The sequence below is a fragment of the Flavobacterium panacis genome (genome assembly GCF_024649945.1).
Lineage (GTDB): Bacteria > Bacteroidota > Bacteroidia > Flavobacteriales > Flavobacteriaceae > Flavobacterium > Flavobacterium panacis.
In genome coordinates this window covers 252,157-265,510 of record NZ_JANKMS010000008.1, presented here as the reverse complement: position 1 = coordinate 265,510, position 13,354 = coordinate 252,157, and the positions used below count along the sequence as shown (strand labels likewise).

Below are 13,354 nucleotides of genomic sequence, written 5' to 3'. Positions count from 1 at the left end.
ATGGCAAGTACAAGAGCAGCAATTCGTTATGCAAAAGCAATTCTAGACTTAGCAAACTCTAAAGGTGTTGCCGAAGCTGTCAATAACGATATGAAATCAATTGCAAATGCAATTGAAACAAATTTAGAATTAAGTACTTTTATTGAAAACCCAACTACTAAAGTTGAAGTTAAAGAAAGTGCTCTTCTAGAAGTTTTCGCAGATGTAAATGGAGTTACAAAAGGATTATTCCATTTATTATTTGAAAACAAAAGATTTGAAATTCTAAAAGCAATTGCATTAGAATACAACAAATTGTTTGATGAAAATAATGGTGTTGAAGTAGCGAAAGTTACTACAGCAATTCCAATGGATGCTGCTTTAGAAGCTAAAGTTTTAGCAAAAGTTGCAACTTTATCAGATAAAAAAATTACAATTGAAAATATAGTAGATCCTTCAATTATTGGTGGATTTATTTTGAGAATAGGAGATAATCAATACAACGCTTCTGTTGCAAATAGATTACAAGTATTAAAAAGAGAGTTAAGTAATTAGTTTTTATAACACAAAAAGTGTCTAAATTATAAATTAAGATGGCGGAAATCAAACCTGCTGAAATTTCAGCAATATTAAGAAAGCAAGTAGAAGGTTTTGAATCTGGTGCTACGCTAGAGGAAGTAGGAACAGTACTTCAAGTTGGAGACGGTATTGCTCGTGTTTACGGGCTATCTAATGTACAATATGGAGAGTTAGTAGAATTTGATAACGGTATGGAAGGTATCGTATTGAATCTTGAAGAGGATAATGTGGGAGTTGTACTTTTAGGACCATCAACAGGACTTAAAGAAGGATCTACTGCAAAAAGAACTCAACGTATTGCTTCTCTTAAAGTAGGTGAGCAAATGGTAGGACGTGTTGTTAACACTCTTGGTTTTCCAATTGATGGAAAAGGACCAATCGGTGGAGACTTATACGAAATGCCTTTGGAAAGAAAAGCACCTGGTGTTATCTTCCGTCAGCCAGTAACTGAGCCATTACAAACAGGAGTAAAAGCAGTTGATGCTATGATCCCAGTTGGTCGTGGACAGCGTGAGCTTGTAATCGGTGACCGTCAAACAGGTAAATCAACTGTTTGTATCGATACAATCTTAAATCAAAAAGAATTTTACGATGCAGGAAAACCTGTATTCTGTATATATGTTGCAATTGGACAAAAAGCTTCAACTGTAGCAGGAATCGCTAAAATGTTAGAAGAAAAAGGAGCAATGGCTTATACAGTTATCGTTGCTGCTAATGCTTCTGACCCAGCTCCAATGCAAGTTTATGCTCCATTCGCTGGTGCTGCAATTGGAGAATACTTTAGAGATTCAGGTCGTCCAGCTCTTATCGTTTATGACGATTTATCTAAACAAGCTGTTGCTTACCGTGAGGTTTCTCTTTTATTAAGAAGACCACCGGGACGTGAGGCTTACCCTGGAGACGTTTTCTACTTACACTCTCGTTTATTAGAGCGTGCTTGTAAAGTAATCGCTGATGATGGTATCGCTAAAAACATGAACGATTTACCAGATTCTATCAAATCTATCGTAAAAGGTGGTGGTTCATTAACTGCTTTACCAATTATCGAAACTCAAGCTGGTGACGTTTCTGCATATATCCCAACAAACGTAATCTCTATTACAGATGGTCAGATTTTCCTTGATGGAGATTTGTTCAACTCTGGGGTTCGTCCTGCTATCAACGTAGGTATCTCTGTATCTCGTGTTGGAGGTAATGCTCAAATTAAATCTATGAAGAAAGTTTCTGGAACTTTAAAATTAGACCAAGCTCAATTCCGTGAATTAGAAGCTTTCGCTAAATTTGGTTCTGACTTAGATTCTGTTACTTTAAACGTAATTGAAAAAGGTAAAAGAAACGTTGAGATCTTGAAACAAGGTTTAAATGATCCTTATACAGTTGAAAACCAAGTAGCTATTATCTACGCTGGTTCTAAAAACTTATTAAGAAACGTTCCTGTAGAAAAAGTAAAAGAATTTGAAGCTGATTTCTTAGCTTACTTAAACAGTAAACATAAAGATACGCTTAACGCGTTGAAAGCTGGTAAATTAGATGACGCTATTACAGATGTTATCGAAAAAGCAGCAAAAGAAATCTCAGCAAAATATAACTAATTAGATAATTCGTTAATTAGATAATTAGAAAATGATATAACATTTTTCTAATTATCTAATTTTCAAATTGTCACATTTTCTAATTAATAGATGGCAAATTTAAAGGAAATCCGTAATAGAATTACTTCCGTTTCATCGACGATGCAAATTACATCGGCTATGAAAATGGTTTCTGCTGCAAAGCTGAAGAAAGCACAAGATGCAATCACTGCAATGCGTCCTTATGCCGAGAAATTAACGGAGTTATTGCAAGATCTTTCTGCAACACTTGAAGGTGAAGTAGGAGGAGATTACACTACACAACGTGAAGTAAAAAAAGTATTGCTTGTAGCTATAACTTCAAATAGAGGTTTATGTGGTGCATTCAATTCAAATATTATTAAAGAGATTAAAAACCGTACAGAGTTTTACGCTGGAAAGCAAGTTGATGTTTTTGCTATTGGTAAAAAAGGAAATGACGCTTTAAGCAAAACACATAAAGTTCACGGTCATCATAATGCAATTTTTGATCATTTAACTTTTGAAAATGTTGCTGGAATTGCAGATAATTTGACTGAGAAATTTTTATCTGGAGAATACGATAGAATTGAATTAGTTTACAATCAATTTAAAAATGCTGCGACACAAATCGTTCAAACAGAACAATTTTTACCGTTAGCACCTATTAAATCTGATGCAAAAGCTTCTACTGGAGATTATATTTTCGAACCAGGAAAAGAAGAAATTGTTTTGACTTTAATTCCTAAGTCTTTAAAAACACAATTGTACAAAGGTATCCGTGATTCATTTGCTTCTGAGCATGGAGCGCGTATGACCGCAATGCATAAAGCAACAGATAACGCAACTGAATTAAGAAACCAATTGAAACTTACTTACAATAAAGCTCGTCAAGCTGCTATTACAAGTGAGATTTTAGAAATCGTTGGTGGAGCAGAAGCTTTAAATGGATAGTTAATTCATTACAATATTATAGTAAAAAAGCCGGTATTTATACCGGCTTTTTTTTTGCAATTATTTACATAGAATAAATAATACACTACTAGTCCTATCTATAATTTTGACTCATGATATATTTTTTATTTCTTCCTAATATATCATACTGATATTTTACTTTTTTTTCGCTTAGCAGATTTCGTAGACTTCATAAGTAACAGTATCCATTTCCTCAATTCTTTTATTTATTTTTTAATTTGTAGTAAAAAGAAGTAAATATATATTTAATTTGAAAGAAAAACTTTATATAAAGAATTAAAAAGTATATTTTTGCCCTCATAGAAATTCATTTCAATTTTAATATCTAAAAAATGAAAAAAGAAAGTAAAGATGGCATCAGAAAATTTTAATTGGAAAAAACTCTTTATAAATGAAGAAGAAACTGAAGGGAGTCAGTCAACAAAATCAAAAGAAAATGATTCAAAAGAAAAAATAACTCCCGTTACTACATTTCCATCTCAATTGGAATATAATAATACGAATTTGTCTGAAAATCCTTTTTTGAATGAGGTTTTGGAAATTTATGAAAAAGGATTTGATTCACTCAATGAGCCTGGATTTGACTTTTTTGAAATGTATAAATCTGTCTTAGCGGTTGGTATTAGTAATTCGCAAAGTTATCAAATGGCCTTTACAATGGGGAAATCTATTAACTCTGATTTGACAAAAGAGCTACTGTTAGAAAAGTCTAATTTCTATATAACAGAAATAGAAAAGGTTTATGAAAAATATAATGTTATTGGTAAAAATAAAAAAAAAGAATTAGATACTACTATAACTCAAGATAAATATAATCTTTCTAAAAGTGTTGAAGAATTAGAAAGCAAAATTGTTGAAATGCAAAAGGATTTAGAATCAAAAAAGGCAGAACTTCAAAAAATTGATCCTAAAAATGAAAAAGAACTTTTAGAAATTCAGCAAAAAATTGAAGCTAATGATATAGCAAAACAAAAAATTTTATCATCAATAAATACTGTAGTTACAGGAATTAATCAATTTTTATAAAACATGGATAAGTACGAACAGGAAAAAAGTACACTTTTATCACTACCAATACTAAAACATTTTGACGAATCGAAAGGTGAAATCGCCTTAAAAACTGCTAATCTAAAAAGTGGTGAGAAATATTTATTCGCAGCATTAGCAATTGGTTTACTTGGAGCAGGAGGTTATTTAGTATGGACTTATATCATTCCGCCATTGTTTACAATGCTTGGGCAGGCGATAGCATTATCTGCAACAGGTGTTTTTCTGGTTTTTTTGATCATGATGAGACCGGTTATTATGAAGGCTCTTCGTTTTGCCACAAAAAGAATTCATAAAGCTTTGATACAAAGTGATCCATTTAGTGAATTGGAAGAGCAAAAGCAAAAAATGATTAAAAATCGCGAAGTTTTTAAAAATACAAAAGCAAAACTAAAAGGTCTTAAAAATGACATGGAGATCGAAGCAAATAAATCTGAAAAAGAAGCTAAATCTTTTCAGAATGATGTTTTGAGTTTACAGCGCCAGACCGAAAAAATTAAATCGGCTATGGACGAAATTGTTAAAGTTAATGGAATTGGAGCAAAAGATACAGATGAGTATGTGGCTTTGCAAAGTGAATTAGCAAAGAAATTAAGTGAGTCTCAGAGAATTTCGACACAATATGAGCAAAGCAAAAGTTTTATTCAAAAATACGGAGTTCGTGCTAATGTGCTGGGTAAAATGGATCGTAAGCTTACTTTGGCAGGTACAGCTATTGACATTAAAATTGCAGATTTTGATGCGACAGTAAAAATGCTTCAAAAAGAATATGAATTTGCCAGAAATGCAAGAGAAGCAACAGAAAGCGCAAAAAGTGCTATGATGTTTACTAAAGATTGGGAATTAGAATATGCTTTAGAGGTTGTGACTTCAACAATTGCTCAAGATATTGCCAAAACATCTGAAAACTTGATAGACATTGATGCTTTGACTTCTAAATACTCAGTTGATAATGACGAATTATATTCTCGTTTGGATTTGCTTGCTGACGAAATTAAAACTGGAAATAATACAATACCAGATTCTATAAAGTATTCTGGACAAAATTATAAAATGACCAAAGAAGATAAATTATCTAGTGGTGGTTTTGGTGATATTTTTTAAATAATAAATAATTAAACTTTAGTATGTAATGGGAAAAATTTTAAGAACGGCAAAGTTAACTACATTTTCAGAGTTGTTAATTGTGATTGTTGCGGTGGGAGGTATTTTAGGTGGAATTTATTATTTGTCTCCAGGAATTAAAACGGCAGTTTCAAAACAATTAAGCGGAATCGATCTTAACCAGATGGATGTTAATAATGTAACGAATGCTGAAAAAATAGCACTTCCATCCAAAGATATTTCTACAGCAGTAAACAATAAACCTTTAGTTAGAATTGCAGCTTATGCTTGGAATGCTCAATCTGGAATTATTGTTTCGAATGGAGGACCAAAAACAACAAAAGGTTCTTTAATGGAAAAAAATGGAGTTAATCTTGAAATTATTCGTCAAGACTGGCTTTCTGAATTGAGAAACATGCAAATGAAATTTATTGAAGAATTTGATAAAGGAGAAGATTATCCATCTTCGAATAAAAGTGCTTTTGCTATTATGATGATGGGTGATGGAGCGCCATTTTATATTAGTTCAATGCAAAAATCACTCAATGAAAAATATGGTAAAGATAAGTACCATGTACAAGTTATGGGAGTTGTTGGAATGAGTAATGGAGAGGATAAATTAATTGGACCGCCAAATTGGAAATCTGACCCAAAATCGATGAAAGGATCTGTTATATCTGCAGTTCTTGGAGATGGTGACTGGGTAACGACAGTAAATTATTGTTTTGCTAATGGACTAAAAGTAAATCCTGACCCTTCAACTTATGATGCAGAAGCAGTAAATATTTATCCGTCTGAAAATGACGACTATATTAAATCTGCGGAGGAACTTATAAAATCGCAAACAACAGGATGGACAGTTACCTTAAAAGAAGTTCAAAATGGTAAGTTAACAGGAAAGTCAGTTAATAGAAAAATTGATGGATGTGCAACTTGGACACCAGGAGATAAAACTGTTTTTGACAAACTTTCAGGTTTTGTAGATATAGTTTCTACAAAAGAGTTTAATAATCAAATGCCAACTGTAGTGATTGGAGTAAAAGAATGGGCTCAAAAGAATCCTGAAATTGTTTCAAATATTCTGAAATCTGCTCTTACAGCATCAAATCAGATGAAAAATTATGAAGATTGGAAGGTAAGAGCCTCACAGGCAGTTGCTGATACATATCAAATAGAAACTCCTGAATATTGGTACAAAATGTTCAAAGGTCAACAGGAAACCAAGAATGGTTTAACTTACAATATGGGAGGTTCTAAAGTGTTTAATTATGCAGATGCAATGCAATATTTTGGTTTATCTGATGGAGTAAACAGATATAAATCAGTTTATAATCAGGTATCAGGGTATTTAACAGAATTAAACCCATTTGGATTTAATGAAAATGTTGGTGTTCCAGTTAGTTATGATGAAGCAGTAAATTTATTTTTTCTAAAAAATATTAATGATATTGAATCTACATCTGCAGATAAAGCAGATTATAGTAATAACGCTACTGAAGTAGTCGCTTCGGGAGAATGGAAAATTAACTTTAATACAGGAAGCGCCGAAATTTCCAATTCATCAATTAAAGAAATAGAAAGAATCTACAACCTTTTGGTTCAGGCAGAAAATACCAAACTTACTGTGGTAGGACACACTGATAATGTTGGAAATCCAGATTCAAATTTAGCCTTATCAAAAAGCAGAGCTCAAGCAGTTGTAAATTATTTAAAACAAAAAGGCATTCCGGCAAATCGTTTTCAAATGGTTGATGGAAAAGGACAAAGCGATCCAATTGCAGATAATGATTCTGCTTCAGGAAAAGCATTAAATAGAAGAGTAGTTATCACGTTCTTAAAATAAATTAAATATAGAAGGCTGTCTTTTGATGGCCTTCTTCTATAAATATGAAAAAATATTTTATTCCTTTTGAAAAAATTTCAAAGACTTCCAAAACAACAATTATAATAGTTTGGTTATTGCTTTTGATTCTGATCTGGTTCGTTTCAACATCAGGACAAAAACATCTTTTTCCATCGCCAAGTCAGGTTTTTACAGGTTTTGCCGAATTGTATAGAGAAGGTTTGGTAGTGCATATTTTCAATTCTCTAAAATTGTGTTTTATCTCTATTTTTCTGGCAACCTTAATTTCATTGTTGTTTGCTTATTTATGGCCTATTCCTTTATTAAAATCAATATCTGAATTTGTAACCAAATTTAGATTTTTGCCCTTTACAGGATTATCATTCTATATTACAATGGTCATTCATGAAGCCCGAATGATGCAGATATGGATTTTGGTAATTTTCTTGACTACTTTTTTGACAACATCATTAATCGCTGTGGTTAAAGATATTCCTCAAGAAGAATTTGATCATGCCAAAATGCTGAAATGTACACGATGGGAAGTACTTTGGCAAGTTATCGTTTTAGGACGAATAGATTATGTAATTGATGTAATCAGACAAAATCTGGCCATTACCTGGATGATGTTAGTAACTGTAGAATCTATTGTTGTGGCTTCAGGAGGTTTAGGTTTTTTAATTAAAAATTCAGATAAATTCATGAATACCGGACGTATAATTGCGCTTCAGATAATCATTTTACTTATAGGACTTGGATTAGACAGCGGAATCAATTTTTTAAGAAAAACAATATTTAGATATTCAAAAATATAATCATGAAGCACGAATATAAAGAGACGCTATTATATGTAGAAAATTTGAGTGTTGCCTATGATGATAATATTATCATTAAGGATATAAATATCATAGAAAAAGATGTTGTTCGAGACGAAAGTGACTGCACAGGACAGGTAATTGCCTTTGTAGGAAGGTCGGGGCGAGGAAAATCTACTTTTTTTAAAGCACTTACAGGTTTGGTTACTGCTACATCAGGAAAAATTTTAATTAAGGATTTTGAAAATAATACACCAAATACAGCCAAATATGTCAAAGAAGGAGATATTGGTTTTGTAGATCAAAAGTATACTTTGTTCAGACATAAAACAGTCTATCAGGCTCTTAAATTTTCTTTAAGAAAAACAAAGCTTTCAAATGACGAAAAAGAACAAAAGATTAAGCAATATTTGGAAGAATGGGGATTGAAAGACTGTTCAGACAAATATCCAAATGAACTATCTGGTGGTCAAAGACAAAGGACAGCCATTATAGAGCAATTATTTTCATCGGATCAATTTATTGTTTTAGATGAGCCTTTTTCAGGATTGGATGTAGGAAACATACAAGAAGTTAAAAAAGCTTTTGAGTTGTTAGGAAACTCATCCGAATTTAATACCGTTATTTTCTCAACACACGATATTGAACTTGCTCTAGAATTAGCACAAGTTATATATGTTATTGGATATCCAACAATTGACGATAAAAAACAATCTTATGCTACAATTGTTGCTAAGTATGATTTAAGAGAAATGGGATTAGCCTGGAGAGAATACTGTGATGAACATTTAAAATTATCAAAAGAAATTATACATCAAATGATGATTTCTTAAATTAGAATATGTCAAAGAGAAACAATCCAATATCGATTTTAGAAGAATCATTTTTGTCCCTGAAAAAATATTTAAAAACAAACATTTCTGCAAATGAAGCCGTTTTTACGGCTTCATTTATTATAGAACTGCAAAAAGAAACCAAGCAAATTCTGGAAGTTTGCAGTGCCTTAAATCAGGATGCAGATTTTATTGAGACCATAAATCAGAAAGTAAATCCTGTTTTTTCAAAAGGATTATTACTAAAAGCAGAACATTTTTTTCTTTCAGACATTATTGATTTTTACGAAAAAGAACAAGAAGAAAAAAGTGAAAAACAAGAATTTGTTTTAGCGTATTATTATGATGCATTACGCAACCAACATTTTGCAGATGAAAATTCTGTAAACGAATTGAATCAATTAATTTTTACAGAAAACTTCAAAAATCATCTGATCAAAATAAAAAACGAGAATAAAATCCTATTCTCAGATCAGAAGGAGAATCAATGCGTGCTTTTGAAATCCTTATCTGAAAAAAAGAACGTTCATTTACAGCAAATTCTAATTAAATATCAAAATTTCATCTATTTGGCATTTGATAATAAGTTTGAGAATTCAACAGTTTTTAGCGATTATTTAGGTTTAGATTTAAGTAAGTCAAAAACAGATAAAAAAGAAATAGACAATCTTTCGGAAGAAGATACTCTGGAAAAAGGACTAAAAGAATTAAATGAATTGATTGGTTTAGAAGATGTTAAAAAAGATGTTTCAGAACTTATCAATTTATTAGAAATACAAAAAAAGCGCTCCGAACAAGGATTAAAAAATGTAGACATTACTCTTCATACTGTTTTCTCTGGTCCTCCAGGAACAGGAAAAACTTCTGTCGCAAGACTTTTGAGCAGAATCTTCAAACATTTAGGATTTTTATCTAAAGGACAAATGTATGAAACTGATCGAGAGGGATTAATAGCAGGTTATGTTGGACAAACTGCTACAAAGGTAAATAATGCAGTAGAATCTAGTCTAGGAGGAGTGCTATTTATTGATGAGGCATACACCTTAACTCAAAATACATTTGGTAACGATTATGGTGCTGAAGCAGTAAATACATTATTGAAAAGAATGGAAGATCATCGTGAAGATTTGGCGGTTGTGGTTGCTGGATACACAGATCTGATGCAGATTTTCATAGAATCTAATCCGGGATTACGCTCTCGTTTTAATAGATACTTTTATTTTAGTCATTTTACTCCGAAAGAAATGCTTCAAATTTTTGAATCATTTTGTGCAAAATCTGATTTTATTATTTCGGAAGATGCAAAAGAAAAACTGATGGATACTTTTGAATTATTATATGAAAGTAAAAATGAAAGTTTTGGGAATGCGAGAGTGGTTAGAAATTTATTTGAAAAATGTATTCAAAATCAAGCAAATAGAATTGTGAAACTGAAAAAAGTAACCAATAAAACCTTAAAACTCCTTGCGGAAGAAGATATTCCTGAACCAAAAGAAACAGAGCAACAAGTTAATTTTGAGATCCATAATAATAAATAATTATACAAAAAGAAAAAGCCAGCTAATGCTGGCTTTTCTTTATTCTGGAAGTTTTATTCTTTTTTAAAAATAATGTTTATAAAATGGTGATTCTCAAATTGTATTAAATTGAGAATCACTACCATTTTATAAAAATAGACAGATTGACTCTGTGTGCTTTGTCTTTTTTGGGAACAAACTAGCTTTATTAGTCCCACGGCTCTGTTTTTTTAAGGGTTACATTTCAGCAGAATCAATCCCTGTGCTTTGTCTTTTATGGGAACAAACAAGCTTTATCAGTCCCAGTGCTTAGTTTTTTTATAAGGGTTACATTTTAGCTAACTTCAATCCCTTTTATGCTTTGTCTTTTATGGGAACAAACAAGCTTTATTAGTCCCAGTGCTTCCTTTTTTATAAGGGTTGTATTTAGCTTTCTCAATCCCTGTGAAACAAATTTAGTAAGAGACTCGTTAAAAATTGTTACATAATTTTCTGTCATAATTTATATATTTCACATGTTCTTAGGTGTTAATTATATAACTGTTAACTAAATTGTTCGGTATTTTTCATTATATTAAGAGTAAAAAAGTCTATGAATCTATATATAAAGGAGTTGACCACACTCCAAGAAATGTCTGCAGAAATAGAATTGATAAAACATTTGTATCCAAAGTTAAGCCTCGAGAAATACGAAACTTATCTTTTAGAAATGATACCTCATAATTATACTCAAATTGCAGTTTTTGAAAATGAGGTATGTCTAGGTTTAACAGGTTGCTGGTCGGGGACTAAATTATGGACGGGAAAATATCTTGAGATTGATAATTTTGTTGTTAATCCAGAATTTCGATCAAAAGGAATTGGAAAAATGCTTACAGACTATATAGAGAAAAAAGCAATTGAATTAAATTGTAGTAGTATTGTTCTGGATGCTTTTACTGGAAATTTTGATGCACATCGATTTTACTATAATCAAGGTTATGCCCCAAGAGGATTTCATTTCGTAAAAATCTTAGACGAAAATAAAATGACTGTCTAAAAAACAAAAAGAACTTTTCTTTATTGCATCAACAAAAATACCATTAAACAAAAGAAATGGTTATTTTTGCCTTACAAACATTATTACAATTATATTTTGGGATTATATAAAAATCTATTCAAGCAAACGGCAATTTACGGACTGGCAACAGTTTTACCGAGAATGCTGAGTTTTTTATTAGTGAGATTATATACAGGAATTTTGCCAACTGCTGAATATGGGGAAGTTTCAATTGTATTGTCCTGGATGGTTTTCTTTAACGTGGTACTTTCTTATGGAATGGAAACAGCATTTTTTAGATTCTATAGTGCCGAAGACGACAAGAAAAATGTAATTGCAACTTCTACCATTTCCATTTTTTGGACTTCCATTATTTTTCTTTTTGTTGCTCTGATTTTCAGAAATACTTTGGCAAACCTTGCAGAAGTCGATGTTCAATATATTACGTATACGGTTTGGATTTTAGTTTTAGATGCTTTGGTGTTAATTCCGTTTTCTAAATTAAGAGCCAACCAAAGGCCAATGGTTTATGCGGCTATTAAAATTGGAAATGTGGTGATAAACCTATTACTGAATATTTTCTTCTTAATGTATTTACCAAAATTAGCAGATGCAAATCCTAATTCGATTTGGGATAATTTATATGTAGAAAACTTCCAGGTTGCCTATATTTTTATTGCCAATTTATTAGCAAGTTTAGCCACATTTATTGTGCTTTCGCCTAATTATCTTTCGCTTGGACGAAAATTCGATATGGAACTTTGGAAGAGAATGATGAAGTATGGACTTCCAATTTTGGTTGCAGGTTTGGCTTTCGCAGTAAACGAACATTTTGATAAAATTCTTTTAGGTTATTTGCTTCCTGAAAATTTAGCAAAATCTGAAGTTGGAGCTTATTCCGCTTGTTACAAATTAGGATTATTTATGGTTCTGTTTGCAACAGCTTTCAGATTAGGAATTGAACCTTTCTTTTTTAGCCATGCAAAAAATGAAAACGCTCCACAGACTTATGCCGTAATTACAAAATATTTTGTGATACTTGGATCCCTGATTTTATTAGGTGTTATCGTTTTTGCTGATGTCTTGAAATATTTATTATTAGATAACAAATCATATTGGGAAGCCATGAAAGTGGTACCGTTAATTATTTTGGCAAATTTCTTTTTGGGAATTTACAACAACTTATCGGTTTGGTATAAATTGACAGACAAAACAAAAATCGGAGCTTATATTTCTATTGTAGGTGCAATTGTAACTTTACTTTTAAATTATTTTTTAATTCCGAAATACAGTTATTATGGTTCTGCAATTGCGACCATCTCTGCTTACGGAAGTATGATGCTTATTTCTTATATTTTAGGGAATAAATACTATCCGATTCCTTATGACATGAACAAAATTGGTGCTTATTTAGGCGTTTCGATATTATTTTCGATTATTTCTTTTTACGGATTTAGAGAAAAATATTATGTTGGAATTCCGCTTCTTCTAGCTTTTATGTATCTGGTTTACCATTTTGAAAAAGATACTATAAAGGGAATAATGAAACGAAAATAAGCCAGAGTTAAAAACTTTATATTTAAAAATGAAAATTCAAATTATCAATAAATCGCAGCACGATTTACCAAATTACGAAACAATTGCTTCTGCAGGAATGGACTTGCGTGCCAATATTTTGGAACCAATTACGTTAAAACCTTTAGAAAGAGCGATTGTAAAAACTGGACTTTTTATTGAACTTCCTATTGGCTACGAAGCACAGGTAAGACCAAGAAGCGGATTGGCAGCTAAAAAAGGAGTAACGGTTTTAAATTCGCCAGGTACCGTTGATGCAGATTACAGAGGAGAAATAGGTGTAATTTTAGTAAATTTATCTAACGAGGATTTTGTAATTGAAAATGGAGAAAGAATCGCACAGCTGATTATTGCAAAACACGAAAGAGCAGAATGGATTGAAGTTGAAACACTTTCTGAAACATCAAGAGGTGAAGGAGGCTTTGGAAGCACTGGAGTAAAATAAATTTCTGTAAGTAG

General features: G+C 31.6%; 12 protein-coding genes. All 12 read left to right on the top strand.

Annotated features, from left to right (window positions below; all coding sequences use genetic code 11):
- The 12 genes from atpH (at position 1) to dut (ending at position 13,340) form a co-directional block, all read left to right on the top strand.
- Entirely contained in the window at positions 1-534 is a 534-nt protein-coding gene (gene atpH / locus NQQ59_RS17860; RefSeq protein ID WP_144216341.1) for an ATP synthase F1 subunit delta, read from the top strand.
- 38 nt (positions 535-572) lie between these two features.
- Entirely contained in the window at positions 573-2,150 is a 1,578-nt protein-coding gene (atpA, locus tag NQQ59_RS17855) for a F0F1 ATP synthase subunit alpha (RefSeq protein WP_109191248.1), read from the top strand.
- 90 nt (positions 2,151-2,240) lie between these two features.
- Entirely contained in the window at positions 2,241-3,101 is an 861-nt protein-coding gene (gene atpG / locus NQQ59_RS17850) for an ATP synthase F1 subunit gamma (protein ID WP_144216339.1), read from the top strand.
- Positions 3,102-3,473: 372 nt separating this feature from the next.
- Entirely contained in the window at positions 3,474-4,148 is a 675-nt protein-coding gene (locus NQQ59_RS17845; protein ID WP_144221540.1) for a hypothetical protein, read from the top strand.
- A 3-nt stretch (positions 4,149-4,151) separates the two neighbouring features.
- A complete protein-coding gene (locus NQQ59_RS17840) occupies positions 4,152-5,273 on the top strand; it encodes a hypothetical protein (protein WP_144216335.1) in 1,122 nt (373 codons plus the stop codon).
- A 28-nt stretch (positions 5,274-5,301) separates the two neighbouring features.
- Positions 5,302-7,116: an OmpA family protein gene (locus NQQ59_RS17835; protein ID WP_144216333.1), complete on the top strand. Its 1,815-nt coding sequence runs from the start codon at positions 5,302-5,304 to the stop codon at positions 7,114-7,116.
- A 44-nt stretch (positions 7,117-7,160) separates the two neighbouring features.
- Positions 7,161-7,931, top strand: coding sequence for an ABC transporter permease (locus NQQ59_RS17830; RefSeq protein ID WP_144216330.1), 771 nt, complete (start codon positions 7,161-7,163; stop codon positions 7,929-7,931).
- Between the two features lie 2 nt (positions 7,932-7,933).
- Positions 7,934-8,764, top strand: a complete 831-nt coding sequence (locus NQQ59_RS17825; protein ID WP_144216328.1) for an ATP-binding cassette domain-containing protein — start codon at positions 7,934-7,936, stop codon at positions 8,762-8,764.
- A gap of 8 nt (positions 8,765-8,772) precedes the next feature.
- A complete protein-coding gene (locus NQQ59_RS17820) occupies positions 8,773-10,302 on the top strand; it encodes an AAA family ATPase (protein WP_144216326.1) in 1,530 nt (509 codons plus the stop codon).
- Between the two features lie 571 nt (positions 10,303-10,873).
- Complete coding sequence (locus tag NQQ59_RS17815; RefSeq protein ID WP_144216324.1) at positions 10,874-11,320, top strand: GNAT family N-acetyltransferase; 447 nt, start codon at positions 10,874-10,876, stop codon at positions 11,318-11,320.
- A gap of 96 nt (positions 11,321-11,416) precedes the next feature.
- Positions 11,417-12,877 carry a lipopolysaccharide biosynthesis protein gene (locus tag NQQ59_RS17810; protein ID WP_257698411.1) on the top strand — a complete coding sequence of 487 codons (1,461 nt, stop codon included), beginning with the start codon at positions 11,417-11,419 and terminating at the stop codon, positions 12,875-12,877.
- 28 nt (positions 12,878-12,905) lie between these two features.
- Positions 12,906-13,340, top strand: a complete 435-nt coding sequence (gene dut, locus NQQ59_RS17805) for a dUTP diphosphatase (protein WP_144216322.1) — start codon at positions 12,906-12,908, stop codon at positions 13,338-13,340.
- Positions 13,341-13,354: the final 14 nt, after the last annotated feature.